25 protein-coding genes are annotated in these 24,408 nt (G+C 68.4%); 18 read left to right on the forward strand and 7 right to left on the reverse strand.

Annotated features, from left to right (window positions below):
• Positions 1-122: 122 nt before the first annotated feature.
• Both AB4Y80_RS13415 and AB4Y80_RS13420 read left to right on the forward strand, forming a co-directional pair.
• A complete protein-coding gene (locus AB4Y80_RS13415; RefSeq protein ID WP_442214821.1) occupies positions 123-1,037 on the forward strand; it encodes a phosphatidate cytidylyltransferase in 915 nt (304 codons plus the stop codon).
• A gap of 49 nt (positions 1,038-1,086) precedes the next feature.
• Positions 1,087-1,698 carry a DivIVA domain-containing protein gene (locus AB4Y80_RS13420; protein ID WP_442214762.1) on the forward strand — a complete coding sequence of 204 codons (612 nt, stop codon included), beginning with the start codon at positions 1,087-1,089 and terminating at the stop codon, positions 1,696-1,698.
• Between the two features lie 41 nt (positions 1,699-1,739).
• Here AB4Y80_RS13420 and AB4Y80_RS13425 read toward each other — a convergent pair whose 3' ends face one another.
• Genes AB4Y80_RS13425 through AB4Y80_RS13440 form a run of 4 tightly spaced genes read right to left on the reverse strand, consistent with a single transcriptional unit; the run spans position 1,740 to position 5,578 of the window.
• On the reverse strand, positions 1,740-3,233 hold the full coding sequence (locus AB4Y80_RS13425) for a sodium/solute symporter (protein WP_442214763.1): 1,494 nt from the start codon (positions 3,231-3,233) through the stop codon (positions 1,740-1,742).
• On the reverse strand, positions 3,230-3,625 hold the full coding sequence (locus tag AB4Y80_RS13430) for a hypothetical protein (protein WP_442214765.1): 396 nt from the start codon (positions 3,623-3,625) through the stop codon (positions 3,230-3,232). The genes AB4Y80_RS13425 and AB4Y80_RS13430 overlap by 4 nt, the downstream gene beginning before the upstream one ends.
• A complete protein-coding gene (locus tag AB4Y80_RS13435; RefSeq protein WP_442214823.1) occupies positions 3,622-4,347 on the reverse strand; it encodes a LytR/AlgR family response regulator transcription factor in 726 nt (241 codons plus the stop codon). The genes AB4Y80_RS13430 and AB4Y80_RS13435 overlap by 4 nt, the downstream gene beginning before the upstream one ends.
• Positions 4,348-4,357: 10 nt before the next feature.
• Entirely contained in the window at positions 4,358-5,578 is a 1,221-nt protein-coding gene (locus AB4Y80_RS13440) for a sensor histidine kinase (protein ID WP_442214766.1), read from the reverse strand.
• Between the two features lie 178 nt (positions 5,579-5,756).
• Here AB4Y80_RS13440 and AB4Y80_RS13445 point away from each other — a divergent pair, with 178 nt between their 5' ends.
• The 3 genes from AB4Y80_RS13445 to AB4Y80_RS13455 all read left to right on the forward strand — a co-directional run bounded on the left by AB4Y80_RS13445 (position 5,757) and on the right by AB4Y80_RS13455 (position 8,553).
• A complete protein-coding gene (locus AB4Y80_RS13445) occupies positions 5,757-6,128 on the forward strand; it encodes a DUF485 domain-containing protein (RefSeq protein ID WP_442214825.1) in 372 nt (123 codons plus the stop codon).
• Between the two features lie 39 nt (positions 6,129-6,167).
• Positions 6,168-7,784 carry a solute symporter family protein gene (locus AB4Y80_RS13450; RefSeq protein WP_442214826.1) on the forward strand — a complete coding sequence of 539 codons (1,617 nt, stop codon included), beginning with the start codon at positions 6,168-6,170 and terminating at the stop codon, positions 7,782-7,784.
• Positions 7,785-7,989: 205 nt separating this feature from the next.
• Positions 7,990-8,553, forward strand: a complete 564-nt coding sequence (locus AB4Y80_RS13455) for a dihydrofolate reductase family protein (protein ID WP_442214767.1) — start codon at positions 7,990-7,992, stop codon at positions 8,551-8,553.
• 12 nt (positions 8,554-8,565) lie between these two features.
• Here AB4Y80_RS13455 and AB4Y80_RS13460 read toward each other — a convergent pair whose 3' ends face one another.
• Complete coding sequence (locus AB4Y80_RS13460; protein ID WP_442214768.1) at positions 8,566-9,036, reverse strand: Lrp/AsnC family transcriptional regulator; 471 nt, start codon at positions 9,034-9,036, stop codon at positions 8,566-8,568.
• A 237-nt stretch (positions 9,037-9,273) separates the two neighbouring features.
• Here AB4Y80_RS13460 and pdhA point away from each other — a divergent pair, with 237 nt between their 5' ends.
• The 4 genes from pdhA (at position 9,274) to AB4Y80_RS13480 (ending at position 13,272) form a co-directional block, all read left to right on the forward strand.
• Positions 9,274-10,422 (forward strand): pyruvate dehydrogenase (acetyl-transferring) E1 component subunit alpha, encoded by a 1,149-nt coding sequence (gene pdhA, locus AB4Y80_RS13465; RefSeq protein ID WP_442214828.1) that lies wholly within the window; start codon positions 9,274-9,276, stop codon positions 10,420-10,422.
• Positions 10,419-11,429, forward strand: a complete 1,011-nt coding sequence (locus AB4Y80_RS13470) for an alpha-ketoacid dehydrogenase subunit beta (RefSeq protein WP_442214770.1) — start codon at positions 10,419-10,421, stop codon at positions 11,427-11,429. The genes pdhA and AB4Y80_RS13470 overlap by 4 nt, the downstream gene beginning before the upstream one ends.
• A 2-nt stretch (positions 11,430-11,431) precedes the next feature.
• On the forward strand, positions 11,432-12,766 hold the full coding sequence (locus tag AB4Y80_RS13475; protein ID WP_442214830.1) for a dihydrolipoamide acetyltransferase family protein: 1,335 nt from the start codon (positions 11,432-11,434) through the stop codon (positions 12,764-12,766).
• A gap of 137 nt (positions 12,767-12,903) precedes the next feature.
• Positions 12,904-13,272 (forward strand): SPW repeat protein, encoded by a 369-nt coding sequence (locus tag AB4Y80_RS13480; RefSeq protein WP_442214771.1) that lies wholly within the window; start codon positions 12,904-12,906, stop codon positions 13,270-13,272.
• Positions 13,273-13,402: 130 nt separating this feature from the next.
• On the opposite strand, the gene AB4Y80_RS13485 is transcribed toward AB4Y80_RS13480, so the two are convergent.
• Positions 13,403-14,008 (reverse strand): SACE_7040 family transcriptional regulator, encoded by a 606-nt coding sequence (locus tag AB4Y80_RS13485; protein WP_442214773.1) that lies wholly within the window; start codon positions 14,006-14,008, stop codon positions 13,403-13,405.
• A 137-nt stretch (positions 14,009-14,145) separates the two neighbouring features.
• Between AB4Y80_RS13485 and AB4Y80_RS13490 the strand changes: the two genes are divergently transcribed.
• The 7 genes from AB4Y80_RS13490 to AB4Y80_RS13520 all read left to right on the forward strand — a co-directional run bounded on the left by AB4Y80_RS13490 (position 14,146) and on the right by AB4Y80_RS13520 (position 21,897).
• The gene (locus AB4Y80_RS13490) at positions 14,146-15,753 is read left to right on the forward strand and encodes a carboxyl transferase domain-containing protein (RefSeq protein ID WP_442214775.1); all 1,608 of its coding nucleotides are present in this window, start codon (positions 14,146-14,148) and stop codon (positions 15,751-15,753) included.
• Between the two features lie 7 nt (positions 15,754-15,760).
• Positions 15,761-17,875 carry an acetyl/propionyl/methylcrotonyl-CoA carboxylase subunit alpha gene (locus tag AB4Y80_RS13495; RefSeq protein ID WP_442214776.1) on the forward strand — a complete coding sequence of 705 codons (2,115 nt, stop codon included), beginning with the start codon at positions 15,761-15,763 and terminating at the stop codon, positions 17,873-17,875.
• A complete protein-coding gene (locus AB4Y80_RS13500) occupies positions 17,862-19,025 on the forward strand; it encodes an acyl-CoA dehydrogenase family protein (RefSeq protein WP_442214778.1) in 1,164 nt (387 codons plus the stop codon). Before AB4Y80_RS13495 ends, AB4Y80_RS13500 begins: the two co-directional genes overlap by 14 nt.
• Before the next feature lie 76 nt (positions 19,026-19,101).
• Positions 19,102-19,896, forward strand: coding sequence for a CoA transferase subunit A (locus AB4Y80_RS13505; RefSeq protein ID WP_442214779.1), 795 nt, complete (start codon positions 19,102-19,104; stop codon positions 19,894-19,896).
• Between the two features lie 2 nt (positions 19,897-19,898).
• Positions 19,899-20,552, forward strand: a complete 654-nt coding sequence (locus AB4Y80_RS13510) for a CoA transferase subunit B (protein WP_442214780.1) — start codon at positions 19,899-19,901, stop codon at positions 20,550-20,552.
• Positions 20,549-21,061 carry a MaoC family dehydratase gene (locus AB4Y80_RS13515; RefSeq protein ID WP_442214782.1) on the forward strand — a complete coding sequence of 171 codons (513 nt, stop codon included), beginning with the start codon at positions 20,549-20,551 and terminating at the stop codon, positions 21,059-21,061. The genes AB4Y80_RS13510 and AB4Y80_RS13515 overlap by 4 nt, the downstream gene beginning before the upstream one ends.
• Positions 21,062-21,069: 8 nt before the next feature.
• On the forward strand, positions 21,070-21,897 hold the full coding sequence (locus AB4Y80_RS13520; protein ID WP_442214783.1) for an HpcH/HpaI aldolase/citrate lyase family protein: 828 nt from the start codon (positions 21,070-21,072) through the stop codon (positions 21,895-21,897).
• Positions 21,898-21,956: 59 nt separating this feature from the next.
• Here the strand turns inward: AB4Y80_RS13520 and AB4Y80_RS13525 are convergent, their stop codons facing one another.
• Entirely contained in the window at positions 21,957-22,532 is a 576-nt protein-coding gene (locus AB4Y80_RS13525; RefSeq protein WP_442214785.1) for an NADPH-dependent FMN reductase, read from the reverse strand.
• Between the two features lie 127 nt (positions 22,533-22,659).
• Here AB4Y80_RS13525 and AB4Y80_RS13530 point away from each other — a divergent pair, with 127 nt between their 5' ends.
• Complete coding sequence (locus tag AB4Y80_RS13530; RefSeq protein ID WP_442214787.1) at positions 22,660-23,121, forward strand: MarR family winged helix-turn-helix transcriptional regulator; 462 nt, start codon at positions 22,660-22,662, stop codon at positions 23,119-23,121.
• 70 nt (positions 23,122-23,191) lie between these two features.
• Positions 23,192-24,406 (forward strand): 1-deoxy-D-xylulose-5-phosphate reductoisomerase, encoded by a 1,215-nt coding sequence (gene dxr / locus AB4Y80_RS13535; RefSeq protein WP_442214789.1) that lies wholly within the window; start codon positions 23,192-23,194, stop codon positions 24,404-24,406.
• The last annotated feature ends 2 nt before the right edge of the window (positions 24,407-24,408 follow it).

Genomic DNA, 24,408 nt, shown 5'->3' on the forward strand with positions numbered 1-24,408 from the left:
CCGCCGGCCCCGCGGCCATCCCCGAACCGGCCGCCGGCCCCGCCGCCCCCGGCTCCGCCGAGGAGGCCGTCTCCCGCCAGCCGGTGAGCGCCGTCTCCGTCACGGGCATACCGGTCGTCCCGGTGCCGCCTGGCCCCATCGCCCCGCTGCCGGCGTCGGCCGCCGTGGGCAGGCTGGCGCGCACCTCCCGGGCCGGGCGCGACCTCCCGGCCGCGATCGGCGTCGGGGTGGCGTTGCTGGTGCTGGTGATCGGCAGCCTGCTGTTTTTCCCGCTGGCCTTCGTGGTGGTCGCCACCGCATTTGCCGCGTTCGGCGTCTGGGAGGTCACCCGCGCCCTGGGCACCAAGGGGATCCGGGCGCCGCTGACCCCCATCATGGTGGGCACCCTGGCCATGCCCGCGACCGCCTATTTTGCCGGCCCCGAGGGCCTGTTGTTTGCGCTGGTGGCCAGTTGCGCCGCCACCATGCTGTGGCGGTCCCTGGATAACGATCCGGGGGCGGTGCGCAGCATCCTTGCCGGGGTCTTCGCCCTCATGTGGATCCCCTTCCTGCTCAGCTTTGTGTCCCTGATGCTGCGCGGCGACCACGGCCCCACTCTCGGCCTGACGCTGGACGTGGGCCGGCTCGACTCCGGCGCCATCGAGGTGGTCATCATGCTCCTGCTCGTGGTCGCCAACGACACCTTCGGCTACCTGGTGGGGGCACTCTTTGGCAAGCATCCCATGGCCCCGAAAATCAGCCCGAAGAAGTCGTGGGAGGGTTTCGCCGGCTCGGTCGGCGGGGCCATGCTGGTCGCCATCCCGGCCACGGTGTTCCTGCTCTCCGAACATTGGTGGGTGGGCCTCGCCCTGGCCATCGGCATGGTCCTGGCCGGGACGTCCGGCGACTTTGCCGAGTCCATGGTCAAACGCGAGCTCGGAGTCAAGGACATGAGCAACCTGTTGCCCGGACATGGCGGCGTCATGGACAGGCTGGACTCCGTGCTTTTTGCCGCGCCCGTGGCCTACGCTACGTTTAGCATCCTGGGCCAGCTGTGACGACCCCCCTCCTACCCGCCCATAATAGTGAGACCCCCTAGGAATGACTGTGACTGTGGAAGAAAAACCCCGAACCGCCTCGAAGTTCAAGCTGGTCGGCCCCAAGGAAACCGGCTACAACGTCAAGCAGGTTGACGTGTTCTTGGACCGTGCCCGCGCCTACTTCCTGAACCCGGACACCAGCGGCCAGGCCATCACCAGCCACGACGTGCGCTCCGCCTCATTCGACCCGGCAAAGGGAGGCTACAACGCCCAGGCCGTGGATGCCGCGCTGGACCGGATCGAGGACGAATTTGTGCTGCGGGAAAAAGAGCTGCTCATCAACGCCGAGGGCGAAAAGGCCTGGATGCTCAAAATCGGCAAGACGGCCTCCGTGTTGCGGGCCCGGCTGCACCGCCCCGACGGCGAACGATTCCGCCGCCCCTCCAAGAAGAACGCGCAAAGCTACAACACCGAAGACGTGGACGTGCTGTGCCGGGAACTGCTGACCTACATTGAGGACAACGGCGAGCTCAGCGTCGACGTGGTGCGCCGCGCCGTCTTTGCCCCCGTCAAGGGCGCCGCAGGGTACGAGGAGAGCCAGGTTGACGCCTTCTTGGACCGCGTCGTGGAACTGATGGCCGCCATCGACCCGCCCGCGGACAAGGGTGCGGGCCGGTAGCCCGCCACCGAAGTGGGACCCCGGGGCCGGCACGTGGCGAACTAGCCCCGCGGGTTTGGTGAGGACAACGGCCGTTCCGGCACGTGCAGCTTCGTCATGAACCGTGCCATGGTGACGCTGCGGCGCTGCGGCGTGGCCAGGGAAACCAACACCATGCTCAGGAAAGCGGCCGGCACGGTCCAGGCCGCCGGCTGGGTGAGCAGGTCGTGCCACGGCGACTCCACCCCCACCCGCGCACCAAGGATGATCGCGGCCCCGCACAGCACCCCGCCGGTGAGCATCCCCGCAATGGCCCCGGCGTCGGTCAGCCCCCGCCACCAAATGCCCAGCAACAGCAGCGGGCACACCGTGGAGGCGGTGAAGGCGAAGACCAGGCCCACGCTCCCGGCCAGCCCCAGCGAATCGGTCAGCAGGGCGACCCCCAGCGGCACGATGACGGCGGCGACGGCGGCGATCCTAAATCCCCGCACACTCCCGCCCAACAGGTCCTGGCTGATCACCCCGGCCAGGGAAACCACCAACCCGGAGGTGGTGGAGAGGAACGCGGCAAAGGCGCCGGCCACCACCAGCGCGGAGAGGATGTCCCCGCCGAGCCCGCCCACCAGCGTCCCCGGCAACAGCAGCACCGTGGCATCGGGGGACCGGGCCGCCCCACCGGGCAGGAACACCCGCCCCACAACGCCGTAAACGGTGGGGAACAGGTAGAACAGGGACAGCAGCCCCAGCACAATCAGGGTGGTCCGCCGGGCCGCGGCCCCGTCAGGATTGGTGTAGAAGCGCACCAGCACATGGGGCAGCCCCAGGGTGCCGAACAGCAGCGCGATCATCAGCGACGCGACCCGGTAGGTGCTGTCGCCGCCCAGCGGATCCGATGCCGGGAAGAATTCCGCCCCGGCCGGCACGCCGCCGGCCGGACCCCCCGCGGCCCCGGTGACCAGCAGCAGAATGAATATGGCCGGCACGGCCAGGGCGGTCAGCTTGAGCCAGTATTGGAACGCCTGGACAAAGGTGATCGAGCGCATCCCGCCGGTGATCACGGTCAGGCAGACGATGACGACGACGGCGCCGGCCCCCACCCAGGACGGCAGGCCGGTGGTGGTGCGGATGGTCAGGGCGGCCCCGTGGAGCTGCGGGACAATGTAAAACCAGCCCACGGCCACCACCAGGAGGCTGGTGACATACCGGGCCCGGGTGGAGTTCAGCCGCGCCTGGGCAAAGTCCGGGATGGTGTAGGCGCCGGAACGCCGCAGGGGTGCCGCCACGAAGAACAGCAGCATCAGGTAGCCGGCCGTGTAACCGATCGGAAACCACAGGGCGTCGATGCCCGAGACCACGATCAGCCCGGCGATGCCCAGGAAGCTGGCCGCGGAGAGGTATTCCCCGCCGATCGCCGAGGCGTTCCACCAGGGCCGCACCGTGCGCGAGGCCACGTAAAAGTCACTGGTGGTGCGCGAGATCCGCAGCCCGTAAAACCCGATCAGGGCCGTGATGACCGAGACGGAGATCAGGGCCGTGTACCCGATGGCCGGGTTCATTTGCCGTCCACCAGATCGCGGTAGCGGTTTTCGTTCTTCGTCGCGCCGCGCACATACAGCCAGGCGGTGAGGCCAATGATGGGATACACGCCGGCGCCGAGCAGCAGCCACGGGGCGGGGATCCCCAGGATGCGCCAGTCCATGAGGGCCGGCACAAAGCGGATGAGCATCCAGCACCCCAGCAGGGCGGCGGCGAACCCGGCCGCGACCACCACGGCCAGCCGCAGCTGCGAACGGATCAGGGACTGCACCATCACCTCGCCCACCGCGGATTGTTCGGCGACTTCCTGTGAAACGCTGACACCGCCGGGGATGTGGACGGCCTCGCTCCGCGGCGCCACCACCCGCACCCGGCCGGTTGCCGGCGAACCGTCGGGACCCGTGCGGCTCATGAGGAGGGCCGTACCCGGGTGGCCTGGAGCCGCTCGCGCAGGGCGGGCAGGTGCCGCCGGCTCACCGGCAGGTCCGCATTGGACACGGACACGGTGGGCCTGGCCGCGCCCAGCTTCAACGCCGTCACGCACGACATGCTCACCAGGTAGGACCGGTGGATGCGCAAGAACCCGGAGTCCTGCCAGCGCTGTTCCAGATCGGCCAGCGGCACCCTGATCAGGTAGCTGGCCTCGGCAGTGTGCAGCCGGGCATAGTCACCCTGGGCCTGGACAAAGCGCACCTCATCCAAGCGGATGAGCCGGCTCACCCCGCCCTGGTCAACGGTAATCATCTCCACCTCGACCGCGGCCGAGGGCTGGGCCACCAATTCGGCCACCCGCCCCACGGTCACGGTGAGCCGGTCGGCGCGCACCGGCTTGAGCAGGTAGTCCACGGCGGCCAGCTCAAACGCCTCCAGGGCGAGGTCGTCGTCGGCGGTGACAAAGACGACCACGGGGGGCTTGGGCGCCTCACCGATGACCCGGGCCAGTTCCAATCCGTCCAGTCCGGGCATGTGGATGTCCAGGAAGACGGCGTCCACCCCCTCGGCGCGCAGGATGGCCAGGGCCTGGGCGCCGCCCGACGCGCGGTGAATCGTGCCGATGCGCGGGTCCCGGCCCAACAAGAACGCCAATTCCTCGACGGCGGGCAGCTCGTCGTCGGCGACAAGGACGTTGATCATGGGTAACAGTTTAGGCGTCATGGCCCGGTTGGTTCTTGGGCACGGTCATGGTGATCAACATCCCATGTCCCACCCCGGTGTCAAAGGTCAGGCCGTGGTCATCGCCGTACACCTGCCGCAGCCGGGCATCGACGTTGCGCAGGCCCACGTGCGTGCCGTCCCGTTGGCCGGCCAAAACCAGCCGCAGCAGCTCCGGATCCATCCCGACGCCGTCGTCCTCGATGGTGACCTGCGTGTAGGCGCCGAGGTCGCGGGCGACAATGCGGACCATGCCGGCCCCCTCCTTGGCCTCGATGCCGTGCCGGACCGCGTTCTCCACGAGCGGCTGCAAGCTCAGGAACGGGATGACGGTGCTGAGGACTTCCGGGGCGATCTGCAGGCCGATCTGCAGCCGGTCGCCAAAGCGGGCCCGCTCCAGCAACAGGTACCTGTCGATGCAGCGCAATTCCTCGGCCAGCGTGGTGTAGTCGCCGTGGCGGCGAAACGAGTACCGGGTGAAGTCCGCAAATTCCACCACGAGCTCGCGCGCCCGCTCGGGATCGGTGTTGATGAAGGAGGCGATGGCGTTGAGCGAGTTGTAGATGAAGTGTGGGCTGATCTGGGCCCGCAACGCGCGCACCTCCGCCTCCACCAGGAGGGTGCGGGAGGCGCTGAGCTCGGCCAGCTCCAATTGCGCGGACACCCACGCCGCCACCTCATTGGTGGCCCGGACCAGGCCGGCGCTCGGGTGCTTGCTGAGGATGATCACGCAGCCCACCGCCCGCGAGTCCACCTTCAGCGGGCAGATGACGGCGGCCTTGAGGTCCGCGCCGGCGTCGGCCAGGCCCAGCGCGGTGCGCAGCTGGTGGTCGAGCACGGCCACCTGCGTGCGCCCGTTGCCCAGAGCATGCGCGGCCAGGAGCATGACGGCATCCGAATCCGGTTGCCGGCCGGCCGCACCCGCACCGTCCCAGGCCAGCAGCCGCGCATCGTCGGTCATGGCGAACGCGGCACAGTTGAGCAGGGTGCGCAGCTGCCGGCTGGCCTTCAGGGCCCCGGCCGGCTCCAGGCCGTTGCGCAGCTGCTCGCCGGCCGCGGCGGCCGAGTGCAGCGCCCGGAACGTGGCGCGCTCGGCGTCGGTGCCCAGCTCGCGGTGCGAGCGCGAGAGCCGCAGGCCGAGTGCGACGATGACCGCGGCGGCCGCGGCGACGGCCGCGGCGGCCATGATCAGCAGCAGCGTTGAATCACTCAACCCGGGGAACGACATGGGATCAAGACTAGCGGTGACGGCCCGGCGTCGTTGATTTGTCGAAGATACATGCCACTTGGCGCATCATCGCTGCCGTTTACCGCGAGAACCCCTCCACCACGGGCCAATGTGACCTGCGGCACCCCATAGTGAAAGGGATCACATCACCTAAGGAGGAATGATGGGTAATTCAGCCCAAGCAAGTCAAGAGGGTTCCGCGGTGGACTTTGTTGAGGTGCAGGCATCGGAGGAGTTTGCCGACCTGCGCAAGACGCACCGCAGTTTTGTCTTTCCCGTGGCCATAGGCTTCCTGCTCTGGTACTTCGCCTACGTTCTGCTGGCGGACTACGCGCACGAATTCATGTCCACCAAGGTCTGGGGGTCCATCAACATCGGGCTCATCCTGGGCCTGCTGCAATTTCTCTCCACGTTCGGGATCACCACCTGGTACGTGTCCTACGCCAACCGCAAGCTCGACCCCAAGGCGGCGAAGATCCGGACCCGCCTGGAATCCCAGATCGCCGACGCCAATCTGTCCAAGGAAGAGGTCTAAACCGTGAGCCTGTCATCCGCCCTGCCTCAGCTATCCCCCCTGGCAAAGTCGCTCGGGGAGCAGACGAAGGACACCTCCTGGATCAATATCTTGATCTTCGTCCTCTTCGTTGGCGTCACCCTGGTGGTGGTCTTCCGCGCCAGCCACAACAACAAGACCGCCGCCGACTACTACGCGGCCGGCCGGTCCTTCTCCGGTGGCCAAAACGGAACCGCCATTGCCGGGGACTACCTCTCGGCCGCCTCCTTCCTGGGCATCACCGGCGCCATCGCCATCAACGGCTACGACGGGTTCCTGTACTCGATCGGCTTCCTGGTCGCCTGGCTCGTGGCCCTGCTGCTCGTGGCGGAACTGCTGCGCAACACCGGCAAGTTCACCATGGCCGACGTTTTGTCCTTCCGCCTCAAGCAGCGCCCCGTCCGCATCGCCGCGGCCTCCACCACCTTGGTGGTCTGCTTCTTCTACCTGCTGGCCCAGATGGCCGGCGCCGGCGGACTGGTGTCGCTCCTGTTGGGCCTTGACAGCTCCAACAAGCTCGGCCAGGCCATCGTCATCGCCGTCGTGGGCGGGCTCATGATCATGTACGTATTGATCGGCGGCATGAAGGGCACCACCTGGGTGCAGATCATCAAGGCCTGCCTGCTCATCATCGGTGCCGCCGTCATGACGGTCATCGTGCTCTCCATGCACGGCTTCAACCTCTCCACCCTCATGGATGCCGCCGTGGCCAAGGCCGGTGGCGCCGGCGAGGCGCTGCTGAACCCCGGCGTCGCCTACGGCAAGTCCGGCGCGTCCCGGCTCGACTTCATCTCCCTGGCGTTGGCCCTGGTCCTCGGCACGGCGGCGCTGCCGCACGTGCTCATGCGCTTCTACACGGTGCCCACCGCCAAGGAAGCCCGCAAGTCCGTGGTGTGGGCCATCTGGCTCATCGGCATCTTCTACCTGTTCACCCTGGTCCTGGGCTACGGTGCCGGCGCCCTGATCGGCAAGGCGGAAATCCTGGCCGCACCCGGCGGCGTCAACGCCGCGGCTCCGCTGCTCGCCTTCGTCATTGGCGGGCCGGTGCTGCTGGGCTTCATCTCCGCGGTCGCGTTTGCCACCATCCTGGCGGTGGTGGCCGGACTGACCATCACGGCCGCCGCATCCTTCGCCCACGACATCTACGCCAACGTCATTGTCAAGGGCGAGGCCCGGCCGGAGATGGAAGTCAAGGTTGCCCGCCGCACCGTTGTGGTGATCGGCATCGTCGCGATCGGCGGCGGTATTCTCGCCAACGGCCAGAACATCGCCTTCCTGGTGGCCCTCGCGTTCGCCGTGGCCGCGTCCGCGAACCTGCCCACCATCCTCTACTCGCTGTTCTGGAAGAAGTTCACCACCCAGGGCGCCCTGTGGAGCATGTACGGCGGCCTGGCGGCGGCCATCTTGCTCATTGCCTTCTCCCCGGTCGTCTCCGGTGGCCCGAAGGCCATGATCCCGGGCGCCGACTTCGCCTGGTTCCCGCTCTCCAACCCGGGCCTGATCTCCATCCCGCTGGCCTTCTTCCTGGGCTGGCTGGGCACCGTGCTCGACAAGGGCACGGAGAAGTCACGCATCCAGGCGGAAATGGAGGTTCGGTCGCTGACCGGCGTCGGCGCCGAAAAGGCGGTCAAGCACTAAGTTGCACCCCTGGGAAAGGCCCCATCCGGCGTCGCGTACGACGCCGGGCGGGGCCTTTTCCGTGCGCCGCCGGCGGGCGTGCGAGCACGCCCGGGCGCCCCGTCCCGGGCTGCCGGACCCCGGTCCCTCAACCGGGTGCTTGGCACCGCGTTTCGTTAGCGACTACCCTAAACTTCCGAGACCGGCCGACGAAAGGAATGGCGCGATGCGGAAACTGATCTACGGCATGAACCTGACACTGGATGGCTACATCGCCGCGCCTGTCGACGACCTCGGGTGGAGCGGGCCCAGCGACGAGCTGTTTCAGTGGTGGCTCGATGAGGAGCGCGCGATCGGCCTGTTGCTGTATGGGCGCAAGCTGTGGGAGGCCATGAGTTCCTACTGGCCGACCGGCGACCGGCAGCCCAATGCCACGCCGGCGCAGATCGAGTTCGCGCGGAACTGGCGGGACACGCCGAAGGTGGTGTTCTCCTCGACGCTGGAGAAGGTCGACTGGAATGCCCGCCTGGTCAGGAGCGACGCGGTCGCGGAGATCACCCGGCTCAAGGCCGGGGACGGCGAGCCGATGAGGGTTGGTGGTGCAACGCTCGCCGCGGCGGCCATGCGGGCCGGGCTGATCGACGAGTACACGATCGTGACCCATCCGGTCCTGGTGGGCGGCGGCACGCCGTTCTTCACCGCGTTGGATAGCTGGGTGAACCTGAACCTGGTGGAGACGCGGACGTTTCCCGACGGGGTGGTTCTGACCAGGTACGAGACGAGGCGCTAAGCGCCATTCCACCTAGTCCCGCAGCCGGCGCTCCAGGAGGGGTGTGAGCCGGAAGGGGACCAGCTCGTTCATGGCCAGGGAGGTTTCGGTGCGCTTGACGCCGTCGCACGCGAGGATCTTGCCGTTGACGCGGAACAGGTCCTCGGCCCCGGTGGACGCCACCCGGACCAGCAGGTCCGCGCGGCCGCTGAGCCCGTGCACCTCCAACACCTCCGGGATGGCGGCCAGGGAAATCGCCAACGCCTCCAGCTGCTGCTGCCGGGCATGGACGGAAATGAACGCCGTGAGCGGGTAGCCCAGGGCGGCCGGGCTGATGCGGTGGTCAAAGGGGAGGAAGGCATGGTGCTTCTCCAGGGCCGCCATCCGGGCCTGGACCGTGTTGCGGGACAATCCCAGCTGCTGGGCCAGCGCCACGACCGTCTGCCGGGGGTCCCGGACCAGCGCCAAAAGGATGCGGGCGTCGGTGCCGTCCAAAGTATGCATAATGCGCAGATTAGCACGGTCACGCGGGTGCGAATAGAGCATAATGCGCAATTTTTGCCAGGGCGATTGCGCCAGCTGACTACTGTGAGTATCGTCACAGGTATGGGTTGCAACGACGCCGCCCTGCCGTCCGGGGAGAACCTCCACGAACGGGTCGAGCCGGTTTCCACCCGAAGAACCGAACTCAATGCCTGCGCACCCACCCGGCGCCGGGCACTATGCAAGGAGGCGAACACGATGCTGGACGGCACCCTAGATTCCGGATCATCACCACAACTCGGGATTCACCAACTTATTGCCGCGGACGGCACCGAAACCGACGATCCGGAGCTCTCGCCCCTGGTCGCCGACGTGGACAGCGAACAGCTGGTCCAGCTCTACGCGGACATGGTCATCATCCGCCGGATCGACGTCGAGGCGACGGCCCTGCAGCGGCAGGGGCAGCTGGCCCTGTGGCCGCCGCTGCTGGGCCAGGAGGCTTCCCAGATCGGCTCCGTCCGGGCCCTAAACGACGACGACTTCGTCTTCCCCACCTATCGGGACAACGGGGTGGCCTTTTGCCGCGGCGCCGACCTGGCCGGGATCATGAGCACCTGGCGGGGGACCACCAACACCGGCTGGGACCCCTATGAAGTGAACATGGCCACCCCGCAAATCATCATCGGGGCCCAAACACTGCACGCCACCGGCTACGCCATGGGGCTGACCATGGACGGCAAGGAATCCCTGGCCATCGCCTACCTGGGCGACGGCGCCACCAGCCAGGGCGACGTGCACGAATCCATGGTGTTTGCCGCCAGCTTCCAGGCCCCCGTCATCTTCTTCTGCCAAAACAACCACTGGGCCATCTCCGAACCGGTGGGCCTGCAGGCCCATGCCCCCATCGCGGGCCGGGCCCCCGGCTACGGCATTCCCAGCATCCGGGTCGACGGCAACGACGTCCTGGCGGTCCTTGCCGCCACCCGCTGGGCCGCGAACCGGGCCCGCTCGGGCGGCGGCCCCAGTTTCATCGAGGCCGTCACCTACCGCATGGGCGCCCACACCACGGCCGACGATCCGACCCGCTACCGCGGCGTCACCGAACTGGAGGAGTGGCGCGCCAAGGACCCGATCGACCGGGTGCGGGCGCTGCTGAGCCGCCGCGGCGTGCTCACCGCGGACCGTGAGGCCGAGATTGCCGCGCGGGCCGACGCCGTCGCCGCCGAGCTGCGCGCCGGCTGCATCAACATGCCGGACCCCGAACCCCTGACCGTCTTTGACAACGTCTATGCCGGCAGCCATGCCGTCCTGGACCGGCAACGCGACCACTACGCACGGTATTTGGCCGGCTTTGCCGCGGACGGCACGGCCGCAGGAACCTCTCAGCTGGAAGGAAGCCGGTCATGAGCAAGCTCACTCTTACCCAAGCAATCAACGCCGGACTCCGCCGGGCCATGGAGGACGACCCCCGGGTGGTCCTGCTCGGCGAGGACATCGGAACCCTCGGCGGCGTGTTCCGCGTCACCGACGGACTGATGAAGGACTTTGGCTCCCACCGCGTCATTGACACGCCGCTGGCGGAGTCGGCCATCATCGGCACCGCGGTGGGGTTGGCCTACCGCGGTTTCCGTCCCGTCTGCGAGATCCAGTTTGACGGCTTCATCTACCCGGGCTTTGACCAGATCGTCTCCCAGGTGGCCAAGATGCACTACCGCACCCGGGGCCATGTGAAGATGCCCCTGACCATCCGGGTGCCTTTTGGCGGGGGCATCGGCTCGCCCGAACACCACTCGGAATCGCCCGAGGCCTACTTTGTCCACACCTCCGGGCTGCGCGTCATCAGCGTCTCCAACCCGCAGGACGCCTACACCATGCTGCGCCAGGCCATCGCCAGCGACGATCCCGTCCTGTTCTTCGAACCCAAGCGCCGCTACCACACCAAGGGCGAGGTGGACCTGGCCGCCGACCTCGCCGACGCCCCCGCCATGGGAGCGGCCCGCGTGGTTTCCCCCGGCACCGACGTCACCCTCGTGGCCTACGGGCCCCTGGTCAGCACGGCGCTGGATGTGGCGAAGGCCGCCGCCGATGAAGGCAYGTCGGTGGAGGTGATCGACCTGCGTTCCCTTTCACCCGTCGACTACGGACCCCTCGAGGAATCCGTGCGCCGCACCGGCCGCCTGGTCATCACCCACGAGGCCTCCCGCACCGGCGGCCTCGGCGCCGAAATTGCCGCCGTCCTGACCGAACGCTGCTTCAACTACCTCGAGGCCGCACCCGTGCGCGTCACCGGATTCGACGTCCCCTATCCGCCGTCCAAGCTGGAGAAGCACCACCTGCCCGACCTTGACCGCATGCTCGACGGCGTGGACCGCGCCCTGGGCCGCCCCAACTCCCTGACCGGGGTGGAAGGATGACCATGATCCAGGAGTTCAAGCTTCCCGACCTCGGCGAAGGCCTCACCGAATCCGAAATCGTCAGCTGGCACGTCGCCGTCGGCGACACCGTCACCCTCAACCAGGTCATCGGTGAGGTGGAAACCGCCAAGGCCGTCGTCGAGCTTCCCTCCCCCTATGCCGGGGTCGTCACCGCCATCACGCACGAGCCCGGCACCGTCGTGGAAGTCGGGGAAGTCATCATCACCTTTGACGTGCCGGGTGCGGCGCCGACCGGTCCGTCCACCGGCGACGGAGCGTCCAGCGACGAAGCCCCCAAGCGGGTGCCGACGCTGGTCGGCTACGGGGCCGATCCCGAGTCCTCCAAGCGGCCCGCACGGCGCGCGCGGGCCTTCGCCGCCACGTCCACCACGACCACCACCATCGTGGCCGAACGTCCCGCGGCCGCCCCGGCCCCGCAGGTGCAGGCGGACCGGCCGCGATCCACGCCGCCGGTGCGGAAACTGGCCCGGGACATGGGCATCGACCTGACCGCATTGGCCGGGACGGGGGAGCGCGGGCTCATCACCCGTGAGGACGTCGTCGCCTTTGCCGGAGACCAGGGTGCGGCGACCGCGGTGGCGGGTCCGGAGTCGCCCGTGACACGGGACGCGACGGCGCGGGAGGTCCGCACCCCCATCAAGGGCGTGCGGAAGTTCACGGCCGCGGCCATGGTGCAAAGCGCATTCAGCGCCCCCCACGTGACGGAATTCCTCACCGTGGACGTGACGGCCGGCATGGAGTTCCTGGCCCGGCTGCGGGCGTCGAAGGAATTTGCGGACGTGAAGCTCACGCCGCTGACGCTGGCCGCGAAGGCCGTGTGCATCGGGATTGGGCGCCAGCCCTCGCTGAATTCGCGGTGGGACGGCGCGGCCAACGAGATCGTGACCATGGGCTACGTCAACCTGGGCATCGCCGCGGCCACCCCGCGCGGGCTGATCGTGCCCAACATCAAGGACGCCCAGGACCTCGGGCTGCGCGGCCTTGGTGCGGCGCTGGGCCAGCTGACGGCCACGGCCCGGTCGGGGAAGACGCCCCCGGCGGACCTGGCCGGCGGGACGTTCTCCATCACCAACATCGGCGTGTTTGGCATTGACGCCGGCACCCCCATCCTGAACCCCGGGGAGGCCGGCATCCTCGCCCTGGGGGCCGTGCGCATGACGCCCTGGGCGTACCAGGGCGGCATCGCGCTGCGCCAGGTCATGACCTTGAGCCTGTCCTTCGACCACCGGCTGGTCGACGGYGAGCAGGGCTCCCGGTTCCTGGCCGACGTCGGGGCCGTCATGGCCGATCCCGCCATGGCGCTGGCACTTGACTGAACCGGTGAAATGAGGGGCCAAACCGCCGCGTGACTGTGACCCGGCGGCCTCTAGCAACGCCGTGGCGTCGGACGTATATTTGATGTGACCCCCACTTTGGGAGCCAACTGAAGGGAAACCTAAGGAGGTTGGTATCAATGAAGAGGTGGAACCGCTGGCAAGACTACGTTGCCATAATTGCGGGCCTTTACGCTGCGCTGTCAACATTGTGGACCACGCAGCAGACAAGTTCCATGGTCATGATGATTGGCTGCGGAGTGCTGCTGATCGCCGCAGGCGCTTGGAATCTCAGCCGGCCCGGTACACCGGTTGCCGAATGGGTTCAGATGATCCTCGGGGCATTGCTGTTCATCTCGCCCTGGGTGGCCGGATACACCGGACACACCGGTGCGGCCTGGACCTCATGGATCGCAGGTGCGGTGGCCCTGGTCGCAGGAGTCCTCGCCATCCAGCCAAGCATGCGCGAACACACCGTTGGACACGACGGCGGCCTGCCCGCGCACTGACCTTCATTAATACTGCGCTCGACGCCATTGCCGTCGACCAGGGAGGCGCCGGGATTGCCCGGCGCCTCCCCTGGCGCCCGGCGGACGCGGCCCAACGCGCCCGGCGGACGACGTACCTTCCGCGGCCCGCTCAGCCCGGGATGCCCAACCCCGCCCAGGCCATCGCCTCCAGGACCGGACCGGCCACGGCCGTGCCCACGGGCCGGCCGTGCATGTGCACGCTGTGCGGGGTGGAGTTGATCAACCCGAAAACCGCGTGCGCCTGGATCCGCAAGACCGTGGTGTCGCGCCCGGGGCTGAGCCGGCCCAGCACGTCCACCCACAATTCCACGTAGCCGCGCTGCAGCGAGCGGACCCGGTTGCGATCGGCCGGGCTGAGGCTGTCCAGGTCCCGGTCCTGGACGCGGATCACATCCGGCTTGGCCAGGGCAAAGTTGACCTGGAACGCAATCAGTTCGCGCAGGGCGGTGGCGTCTTCGTGGGCCCGGCCCATCACGTCCCGGCCGCCGGCGAGCAGGTCCTCGCTCACGCCCACCAGCAGCGCCCCGAGCAGCGCCTGCTTGCCGCTGAAATGCCGGTACACGGCCGGGCCGCTGACGCCCGCCGCCTGGCCCAGGTCCTCGATGGACACGCCGTTGAAGCCGCGCTGGGCAAAAAGGGTGGCCGCGGCGTCGAGCAGCACCTGGCGGCGGTTCGCCTTGGCCTGGCTGCGCTTGGTGGCTGTTTGGGAATCCATTCGGGCCCCTGTGCTAGACATCACGGACTTCAGAGACTAACCTGAAATTCAGTTAGTGATTATTAACTTAGCATGTGATGACGGCAGGTGTCAGTGCCTTGGGGCACGCGGCGGGCCGGGGAACGGATGACCAGTCAATGGAGACACTACAAAGCCGGGTCGAGCCCGCCGACGACGCCTTTGCGCGCAACGCCGCCGCCCAGCGCGCCCTGGTGGGGGAGCTGCGCGAACGGCTGCGCACCACCGCGCTGGGCGGGCCGGAGCGGTCCCGGCAGCGGCACGTGGCGCGCGGCAAGCTGCTGCCGCGGGACCGGGTGGACCGCCTGCTCGATGACGGCAGCCCGTTCCTGGAGATCGCACCCCTGGCGGCCAACGGGATGTACGACGACGCGTCCCCCGGCGCCGGGGTGATCGCCGGCATCGGCCTGGTGCACGGTCGCCACGTGGTGGTGATCTCCAACGACGCCACCGTCAAGGGCGGCACGTACTACCCGATGACGGTGAAGAAGCACCTGCGCGCCCAGGAAATTGCCTTGGAGAACCGGCTCCCGTGCATCTACCTGGTGGATTCCGGCGGGGCGTTCCTGCCCAAGCAGGATGAGGTGTTCCCGGACAAGGAGCACTTTGGCCGGATCTTCTTCAACCAGGCCAAGCTCTCCGCGGCGAAAATTCCGCAAATTGCCGCCGTCCTGGGGTCCTGCACGGCCGGCGGAGCCTACGTGCCGGCCATGAGCGATGAAACCGTCATCGTCCGCAACCAGGGCACGATCTTCCTGGGCGGGCCGCCCCTGGTGAAGGCCGCCATCGGGGAAATAGTCACGGCGGAGGAACTCGGCGGCGGCGACGTCCACGCGCGGATCTCCGGCGTCGTGGACCACCTGGCCGAAAACGACGAACACGCCCTTTCGATCGTGCGCGACATCGTGGCCACGCTGCCCGCCCCGGCGGCCCCGGCCTGGGAGGTGACCGCCGGAATCGAACCCGACGCGGACCCGGAGGAACTCTACGGCGCCGTGCCCACGGACCTCAACACGCCCTACGACATCCGCGAGATCATCGCCCGCCTGGTGGACGGCAGCAAGTTCCATGAATTCAAGAAGAACTACGGCACCACCCTGGTCACCGGGTTCGCCCGCCTGCACGGCCACCCGGTGGGCATCGTGGCCAACAACGGCGTGCTGTTTAGCGAATCGGCCCTCAAAGGGGCGCACTTCATCGAACTGTGCGACCAACGCGGCATCCCGCTGCTCTTCCTGCAAAACCTCAACGGCTTCATGGTCGGCAAGGACTACGAACAAGGCGGTATCGCCAAGCACGGCGCCAAGATGGTCACGGCCGTCGCCACCGCCCGCGTGCCGAAGCTGACGGTGATTGTGGGCGGCTCCTTCGGCGCCGGCAACTATTCGATGTGCGGGCGCGCCTATGGCCCCCGCTTCCTGTGGATGTGGCCGGCCGCCCGGATCTCGGTCATGGGCGGCAACCAGGCCTCCTCCGTGCTGGCCACCGTCAAGCGCGAGCAGCACGAGCGGCGCGGGGAGGAATGGTCCGCCGCCGACGAGGACGCGTTCAAGGCCCCCATCAAGGCCCAGTACGAGGACCAGGGCAGCCCGTACTATTCCACGGCCCGGCTCTGGGACGACGGCGTCATCGATCCGGCCGACACCCGCACCGTGCTGGGGCTGGCCCTGGACGTGTGCTCCCGCGTCCCGCTGCCGGAAACCTCCTTCGGCCTCTTTAGAATGTGAGCGCACCATGACACCCCTTTTCACGACAGTACTGGTCGCCAACCGCGGCGAAATCGCCTGCCGGGTCATCCGCACTCTCAAGACACTGGGCATCCGCTCGGTCGCCGTGTATTCCGAGGCCGACGCCGGTGCCCGCCACGTGCGTGAGGCCGACGCCGCCGTGTGCATCGGCCCGGCGGCCGCGACGGAAAGCTACCTGAGCATCCCGGCCATCCTGGCCGCCTGCCAGGACACCGGGGCGCAGGCCGTGCACCCCGGCTACGGCTTCCTCAGCGAGAACCTGGCGTTCGCCCAGGCGCTCGCCGACGCCGGCATCACATTCATCGGACCCAACATAGAGGCCCTGAACGTCATGGGCGACAAGATTCGCTCCAAGAACCACGTGGCCGGCGCCGGCGTCCCCGTCGTCCCGGGCATCTCCCGGCCCGGCCTCACCGACGACGACCTGGTCAGGGCCGCCGCGGACGTCGGCTACCCGCTGCTGATCAAGCCCTCCGCCGGCGGCGGCGGCAAGGGCATGCACGCCGTGTGGGCGCCGGCCGAACTGCCCGGCACGCTCGCCACGGCCCGGCGCGTCGCCGCGAGCGCATTTGGCGACGACACCTTGTTCCTGGAACGGCTGGTGGCCACGCCGCGGCACATCGAGGTGCAGATCCTGGCCGACAACTACGGCAACGTCATCCACCTCGGTGAGCGCGAATGCTCGCTGCAGCGCCGCCACCAAAAGGTGATCGAGGAGGCCCCCTCGCCGCTGCTGGACGGGCTGCACGACGACGGTGCCACCCGGGCCCGCATCGGCGCCGCCGCCTGCGCCGCCGCCGCCAGCGTGAACTACACCGGCGCCGGGACCGTGGAGTTCCTGGTCTCCAATGACAACCCGGAGGAATTCTTCTTCATGGAGATGAACACCCGGCTGCAGGTGGAGCACCCGGTCACCGAAATGGTGGTGCGCGTGAACGGGGAGCAGCTGGACCTGGTGGCGTGGCAGTTGCGGATCGCGGCCGGGGAGAAGCTCACCATCGCCCAGCCGGACGTCGTGCTGGCCGGGCATGCGGTGGAGGCGCGGGTGTACTCGGAAAACCCGGCGCAGGGGTTCCTGCCGTCCGCCGGAACCGTCGCCGTCCTGGATGAATCCGTGGCGTACCGGCCCGGCCTGCGCGTGGACAGTTCGCTGCTGCCGGGACTGGAGATTTCCGCCAACTACGACCCCATGCTGGCCAAGGTGATTGCCTGGGGCGAGGACCGCACCGAGGCGCTGGCCCGGCTGGACGAGGCCCTGCGGGACTACCTGGTGCTCGGGGTGCCCACCAACGTGGAGTACCTGCGCCTGCTGATCACCGACCCCGACGTGGCGGCCGGCCGGCTGGACACCAACCTGATCGAACGCAAGCTCCCCGAGCTGTCCTTCCGGCAGCTCGACGCGGCCGACTACGCAGCGGCGGCCCTGTGGTCGCGCGCGGTGGTCGAACCTGCGCCGGCCGGTCCGTGGGCCCGCACCGACGGCTGGCGGGTGGGGGACCCCGCGCCGTGGCTTGTTTCCTGTGCCGGGCCCGGCAGGGCCGGCGTGGTGACGGTCAGCGGCACCGGCGCCCACGGCGTCAGCGGACGCCCCGGCGTCGTGCACGTCACGGGCCTGGCCGCCGACGACGGCGGCGGCGGGCACACGGTCAGGCTCACGGTCGCGGACGGCGGGGCCGTGCTGGTCTGGGACGGCGAACCGCGGCACTACCGGCTGGCCCGGGTCGCGGAGATGGTCATCCTCGGCGACGGCGGCTGGACCGCGCGGGTGCCGCTGCTCACCCGCGAGGACGCCACGGCGCGCATGCTCGCCGGCATCGAGCACGAGGACGCCGCCGCCGATCCCGATGTGCGCTCGCCCATGCCCGGCACCGTCACGGTGGTCAACGTCAGCACCGGGGACGTGGTGGAGGCCGGTGCGGTGCTCCTTGCCGTCGAGGCCATGAAGATGGAGCACCAGCTCACGGCCTCGATCGCCGGCACCGTCCACCTGTCCGTCGTGGTGGGGGRCCTGGTCAAGGCCGACCAGGTCGTGGCCACCATCCACCCGCACCATCTTGCAGCGTCCGAAGCGACCGAAGGAGAGAGCAATGCCCAACTTTGAACTGAGCGAGGAGTATCAGGACCTCAGCGACACCGTCCGTGACTTCGCCGATGACGTCGTGGCCCCCGAGTCCGCCAAACACGACGAGGAACACAGCTTCCCGTACAAGATCGTGGCGCAGATGGGGGAGATGGGCCTGTTCGGGCTGCCCTTTCCGGAGGAATACGGCGGCATGGGCGGGGACTATTTTGCCCTGGCGCTCGCGCTGGAGCAGCTGGGGCGGGTGGACCAATCCGTGGCCATCACCCTGGAGGCCGGCGTCTCCCTCGGCGCGATGCCCGTCTACCGGTTCGGCACCGAGGCGCAAAAGCAGCGGTGGCTGCCGTCGCTGGCCGCCGGCGAGGCGCTGGCCGGCTTCGGCCTGACCGAGCCCGACGCCGGCTCGGACGCCGGGGGCACCACCACCAAGGCGCGCCTGGAGGGCGGCGAGTGGGTCATCGACGGACACAAGCAATTCATCACCAACTCCGGGACGGACATCACCCGGTTCGTCACCATGACGGCCGTGACCGGCACGTCGGAGCGGGCCAACGGGTCGCTGAAGAAGGAGATCTCCACCATCCTGGTGCCCAACGGCACGCCCGGGTTCACGGTGGAGCGGGCCTACAACAAGGTGGGCTGGAACGCCTCGGACACGCACCCGCTGACCCTGGTGGACGTGCACGTGCCCGAGGAAAACCTGATCGGCGTGCGCGGGCGCGGCTACGCGAACTTCCTGTCCATCCTGGACGAGGGCCGCATCGCCATCGCGGCGCTGGCCACGGGGGCCGCGCAGGGCTGCGTGGATGAATCCGTCCGGTACGCCAAGGAACGCCATGCCTTTGGCCATGCGATTGGGCACTACCAGGGGATCTCCTTCAAGATCGCCCGCATGCAGACCCGCGCCCACACGGCCCGGCTGGCCTACTACGATGCCGCGGCGCGCATGCTGGCCGGCAAGCCGTTCAAGACCGAGGCCGCCATCGCTAAGATGGTCGCAAGTGAGGCCGCCATGGACAATGCCCGCGACGCCACCCAAATTTTTGGCGGCTACGGGTTCATCAACGAATTCTCCGTGGCACGGCACTACCGGGACTCGAAGATTCTCGAAGTGGGGGAGGGCACCACCGAGGTCCAATTGATGCTCATCGCCCGTGAGCTGGGCCTGTGAGGGGCGGACCAAGGCGCCGCACCGCCGCCGGCCCCGAACGCTGCCCCCGACGAACGAAGTATGAAAGGTATGAGCGATGATTAACAAAGTGGTTGCATCCGCTGCCGCAGCCGTCCACGACATCCACAACGGCGCATCCCTGGCCGTGGGCGGGTTTGGCCTGTGCGGCATCCCGGTGGCGCTGATCAAGGCGCTCCACGACGCCGGCACCAAGGACCTGGAGACCATCTCCAACAATTGCGGCGTCGACGACTGGGGCCTGGGCGTGCTGCTCACCGACGGCCGCATCCGGCGCACCATCTCCTCCTACGTGGGAGAGAACAAGGAATTTGCCCGCCAATTCCTGGCCGGCGAGCTCGAGGTGGAGCTCACCCCGCAGGGCACCCTGGCGGAAAAGCTGCGCTCCGGCGGCGCCGGCATCCCCGCCTTCTACACCGCGGCCGGGGTGGGCACGCAGGTGTCCGAGGGCGGCCTGCCGCGCAAGTACGACGGCGCCGGCGGCGTCGCGATCGCCTCCACGCCCAAGGAGGTGCGCACCTTCAACGGCGCCGACTTCGTCCTGGAGGAATCACTGACCCCGGACTTTGCCCTGGTCCACGCCTGGAAGGGCGACCGGCACGGCAACCTGGTCTTCCACGCCACCGCCATGAACTTCAACCCGCTCTGCGCCATGGCCGGAAAGATCGCCATCGCCGAGGTGGAGGAACTCGTGGAACCCGGCGAGCTCGACCCCGAGCACATCCACGTCCCCGGCATCTTCATCCAGCGCGTGGTCCACGTCCCCGCCGGCTCCCCGGGCAGCGAGAAACGCATCGAAAAGCGAACCGTCGCCGACCCGCCGGTCGCGCCCGCCGAAAACCAGGAGGCCTGACCATGGCACTGACACGCAATGAACTGGCCGCACGGGTCGCGTTGGAGCTGCGCAACGGACAATACGTGAACCTGGGCATCGGCATGCCCACCTTGATCCCCAACTTCATCCCCGCCGGCGTGGAGGTGGTCYTGCACTCGGAAAACGGCATCCTGGGCACCGGACCCTACCCCCTGGACGCGGACGTGGACCCGGATCTGATCAACGCCGGGAAAGAGACCGTCACCGTCAACAAGGGGGCGGCGTTCTTTGATTCGGCGCTGTCCTTTGGCATGGTGCGCGGCGGCCACGTCGACGTCGCCGTGCTTGGAGCCATGCAGGTGGCCCAAAACGGCGACCTGGCCAACTGGATGATCCCGGGCAAAATGGTCAAGGGCATGGGCGGGGCCATGGACCTGGTGTTCGGGGCGAAGAAACTGATCGTCATGATGGACCACGTGGATAAGAACGGCAACCCCAAGATCCTTCAAAGCTGCTCGCTGCCGCTCACGGGCAAGGGCTGCGTCGACTTGATCATCACCGACCTTGCCGTCATCGAGGTGACGCCCGAGGGCCTGGTCCTGAAGGAACTGGCCCCCGACGTCACGGTGGAGCAAATCGTGGCCGCCACCGGCGCCCCCCTGAACGTCGAGATGCACGATCTGGACGTGGTATGAGCGCGCCGGAACCGTCCGTCGAGGGGCGGGGGAGCCTGGCCCCCGTCATCACCCAGCGCGGCCTGTACTACGAGGAGCTGGCGACCGGCGTCGTCTACGCCCACCGGCCGGGCCGGACCATGACCGAGACGGACAACGTCCTGTTCACCACCATGACCATGAATTCCCAGGCCCTGCACCTGGACGCGGCCTGGAGTGAAACCCAGCCGTTCGGCCAGCGCCTGATGAACTCCATGTTCACCCTGGCCACCATGGTGGGCCAGTCCGTCACCCAGCTGACCCAGGGCACCATCGTGGCTCAGCTCGGGATGACGGACATCTCCTTCCCGCACCCGGTGTTCCACGGCGACACCCTCTACACCGAGACGGTGGTGACGGCGAAGCGGCTGTCATCGTCCCGGCCCGGGCAGGGAATTGTCACCATGGTTCACACGGGCCGCAACCAGGACGGCGTCGTGGTGGGCACCGCCAGCCGGACCGCCCTGTTCTGGCTCACCCCGACCGCCTAAGGACCCTCATGCCCAGCATCGACCCCACCTTCACCATGGGCCCGGCCCTGCTCTTCGCCCCGGCCGACCGCCCCGAGCGCTATGCCAAGGCCGCCGAGCGGGCGGATGCCGTCATCCTCGACCTCGAGGACGCCGTCGCACCCGATGCCAAGGCCCGGGCCCGCGAGGACCTCATCGCCAACCCGCTGGATCCGGCCACCACCATCGTGCGCCTGAACGCCCTCGGCACCGAGGCGGCCGCCCTGGACCTGGCCGCCCTGGCACGCACCGGCTACCGCACCGTCATGGTCGCCAAGTCCCAGGACCCGGCCGCCGTTGCCGCGCTCGCAGGCTTCCACGTCGTGGCGCTCTGTGAGACCGCCGCCGGCATTGTGGCCGCCGAGGCCCTGGCGCAGCTGCCCAACGTGGTGGCCCTGATGTGGGGGGCCGAGGACCTGGTGGCCTCGCTGGGCGGGACCTCCAGCCGCTTTGCCGACGGCCGGTACCGTGCGATCGCCATGCATGCGCGCTCGCGGATGCTGCTCGCCGCCGGCGCCCACGGAAAAACGGCGATCGACTCCATCTACGCGGACATCGCGGACCTGGGCGGGCTGGCCGCCGAGGCCGAGGACGCGGCGGCCAGCGGCTTTGGCGCCAAGGCCTGCATTCATCCCCATCAGGTGCCCGTCATCCGGGCGGCCTACCGGCCCACCGACGCGGACGTGGCGGCGGCCACCGAGCTGCTGGCCGCCGCGGAGGCCGCCGGGACCGGGGTGTTCGCCTTCAAGGGGCACATGGTGGACGGGCCGATCCTCCTGCACGCCCAACGGACCCTGCGCCGCGCCGCCGCGTCCTAGGGGCAAACCAAAAGTGGCCCGTCCGGATCACCCCGGACGGGCCACTGTGGCAAACGGACTTAGACGGAGGCCAGGGCGTCCTCGCGCACCGACTTCAAGGCGTGGGCCCACGGCACCAGCTGATCGAGCATGGGGGCCAGCGACGCTGCCTGCAGCTCGGTCGGCTTGAAGGTGGAGAAGTTCTCAAAGTCGGTGAACAGGGAGAACATGCCGGTCTTTTGCACGTGGGCCAGCTGCAGCTCGGAGAGAATGCCGCGCAGGTGCTCCACGGCGCGCACGCCGAACGCCGAGCCGTAGGAGACGATGCCTGCGGCCTTGTTGGCGAACTCCACGCTTAGGTAGGACAGGGCGTTGGCCAGGGCCGGTGCTACCGAGTGGTTGTACTCGGGGGCGACGAAGACAAAGCCGTCGAATTCGGCGATCTTGGCGGACCAGGCCTTGGTGTGGTCGTTCTGGTAGTTCTGGAAACCGGCAGGGTAGGCCTCATCCAGGACCGGCAGGTTGAAGTCCGCAATGTCAACGAGTTCGAACTCGGCGTCGGTGCGCTGCTGTGCCTGTTCCAGGACCCACTGGGCCACGCCGGTGTTGTTGCGGCCGGGACGGGTGGAACCTGTGACGATGGCGATCTTGGTCAATCGATTTGCTCCTTGAGATCCGTAACCGCCATCAAAATAGATGACGTGTCAACTAAAGCTGGTTTTTCCATCATGCACCGGCAATAATTGATGTGTCAACTAATGTCCGATTCTTGTGAGGGATACCATGACACGCTGGCTGAGCACCGACGAGCAACACCTGTGGCTCGAGTTGCGCGAGTTCCTCTCCGGTCTGCCCCGGGCGATCGACCGCCAGCTGAGCCGGGACTCCGCGGTGTCCGGAGTGGAATATGCCGTCCTGGCGGCGGTATCCGAGGCCCCGCCGGGGGGCGTGCGCTCCGGGGACCTGGCCGCCGTCCTGGAATGGGAACGGTCCCGCGTCTCGCACATGGTCCGGCGCATGGAGGCGAAGGGACTCATCGGGCGCTGCTCGGCGAGCGCCGACGGCCGGGGCCAGGAGATTTCGCTGACCGAGGCGGGCTGGGATGCCGTCCGCGGCGCCGCCCCGGGGCACGTGAGCATGGTGCGCGAAACAATCTTCGACCCGCTCACCGCCGCCGAACAGGAGCAATTGCGCACTTCCTTGCACAAGATCCGCGCCGCCGCCGTCGAGCGGGGCCTCTGGTGAGCCTGGGGACGTTAGCCGCCCGAACCTCTGGCCCCGCCGTGCACGCCCAAGGTGCGGAATACTGGAGAGTATGCAGAACCGGAAAGTAATCATCCTTGGCTCCACGGGTTCCATCGGCACCCAGGCGATCGACGTCGTCGACCGTGCCCGGCTGCCCGACGGCACTCCCCGCTTCACCGTCACCGCACTCAGCGCCGGCGGCGGAAACCTGGAGCTGCTGGCAGGGCAGGCCGTCGGCATGCGGGCCCAGGCCGTCGGCATCGCCAGCGACGACGCCGGGACGTTGCGCCGGTTGATTGCCGAGCGGGCCGCCGCGGCCGGGCTGGCGAACTACACGCCGGAGATTCTCACGGGCCCGGATGCCTCCACCGCCATCGCGGCCTGGGGCGCCGGCACCGCGAACGGCGCGGATGTGGTGCTCAACGCGATCACCGGCTCCATCGGCCTGGCCCCGACGCTCGCCGCCCTGGCGACGACCGCGATCCTGGCGCTGGCCAACAAGGAATCGTTGATCGTGGGCGGGCAGCTGGTCAAGGATGCGGCGGGGCCCGGCCAGCTGGTGCCCGTGGATTCCGAGCACTCCGCGCTGGCCCAGGCCCTGCGGTCCGGGACGGCCGGGGAGGTCCACAAGCTCATCGTGACCGCCTCCGGCGGCCCGTTCCGCGGACGGACCCGCTCCGACTTGGTGGATGTGACACCCGCCCAGGCGCTGCGGCACCCTACCTGGAACATGGGCCCGATGGTCACCACCAATTCCGCCACGCTGGTGAACAAGGGTCTGGAGGTCATCGAGGCGCACCTGCTCTTCGATGTGCCGCTGGAGCGCATCGAGGCCGTGGTGCATCCGCAGTCGGTGGTGCACTCGATGGTCCAGTTCACCGACGGGTCCACGCTGGCGCAGTGCTCCCCGCCCGACATGCGCCTGCCCATCGCGCTCGGCCTCGGCTGGCCGGAGCGGGTGCCCGGAGCCGCGCCGGCCTGCGACTGGACCCAGGCCGCGACCTGGACGTTTGAGCCCCTGGACAACGTCGCGTTTCCCGCCGTCGAGCTGGCCAAGGCGGCGGCGCGCCGGGGGAGTACGTGCCCGGCCGTCTACAACGCGGCCAACGAGGAGGCGGTGCACGCCTTCCACGCCGGCACGATCGCCTTCTTGGACATTGTGGATACCATTGCGGAAGTTCTCAGCGAACACACACCGGTTTCGGAGCTGACACTCCAATCCGTGTTGGATGCTGAAACGTGGGCCAGACGGCGGACCAACGAGCTCCTGGCAGCCAAGGGCTGAGT

Source organism: Specibacter sp. RAF43 (assembly GCF_052114065.1).
Classification (GTDB): domain Bacteria; phylum Actinomycetota; class Actinomycetes; order Actinomycetales; family Micrococcaceae; genus Specibacter.

What these genes read in the sequence shown, in the direction of transcription:
- AB4Y80_RS13520 (WP_442214783.1), top strand. Translation starts at nt 21,070, where the DNA reads ATGCCCAGCATCGACCCCACCTTCACCATGGGCCCGGCCCTGCTCTTC.
- AB4Y80_RS13435 (WP_442214823.1), bottom strand. Translation starts at nt 4,347, where the DNA reads ATGATCAACGTCCTTGTCGCCGACGACGAGCTGCCCGCCGTCGAGGAA.
- AB4Y80_RS13455 (WP_442214767.1), top strand. Translation starts at nt 7,990, where the DNA reads ATGCGGAAACTGATCTACGGCATGAACCTGACACTGGATGGCTACATC.
- AB4Y80_RS13480 (WP_442214771.1), top strand. Translation starts at nt 12,904, where the DNA reads ATGAAGAGGTGGAACCGCTGGCAAGACTACGTTGCCATAATTGCGGGC.
- AB4Y80_RS13515 (WP_442214782.1), top strand. Translation starts at nt 20,549, where the DNA reads ATGAGCGCGCCGGAACCGTCCGTCGAGGGGCGGGGGAGCCTGGCCCCC.
- AB4Y80_RS13500 (WP_442214778.1), top strand. Translation starts at nt 17,862, where the DNA reads ATGCCCAACTTTGAACTGAGCGAGGAGTATCAGGACCTCAGCGACACC.
- AB4Y80_RS13485 (WP_442214773.1), bottom strand. Translation starts at nt 14,008, where the DNA reads ATGGATTCCCAAACAGCCACCAAGCGCAGCCAGGCCAAGGCGAACCGC.
- AB4Y80_RS13460 (WP_442214768.1), bottom strand. Translation starts at nt 9,036, where the DNA reads ATGCATACTTTGGACGGCACCGACGCCCGCATCCTTTTGGCGCTGGTC.
- AB4Y80_RS13445 (WP_442214825.1), top strand. Translation starts at nt 5,757, where the DNA reads ATGGGTAATTCAGCCCAAGCAAGTCAAGAGGGTTCCGCGGTGGACTTT.
- AB4Y80_RS13530 (WP_442214787.1), top strand. Translation starts at nt 22,660, where the DNA reads ATGACACGCTGGCTGAGCACCGACGAGCAACACCTGTGGCTCGAGTTG.
- AB4Y80_RS13505 (WP_442214779.1), top strand. Translation starts at nt 19,102, where the DNA reads ATGATTAACAAAGTGGTTGCATCCGCTGCCGCAGCCGTCCACGACATC.
- pdhA (WP_442214828.1), top strand. Translation starts at nt 9,274, where the DNA reads ATGCTGGACGGCACCCTAGATTCCGGATCATCACCACAACTCGGGATT.
- AB4Y80_RS13425 (WP_442214763.1), bottom strand. Translation starts at nt 3,233, where the DNA reads ATGAACCCGGCCATCGGGTACACGGCCCTGATCTCCGTCTCGGTCATC.
- AB4Y80_RS13430 (WP_442214765.1), bottom strand. Translation starts at nt 3,625, where the DNA reads ATGAGCCGCACGGGTCCCGACGGTTCGCCGGCAACCGGCCGGGTGCGG.
- dxr (WP_442214789.1), top strand. Translation starts at nt 23,192, where the DNA reads ATGCAGAACCGGAAAGTAATCATCCTTGGCTCCACGGGTTCCATCGGC.
- AB4Y80_RS13490 (WP_442214775.1), top strand. Translation starts at nt 14,146, where the DNA reads ATGGAGACACTACAAAGCCGGGTCGAGCCCGCCGACGACGCCTTTGCG.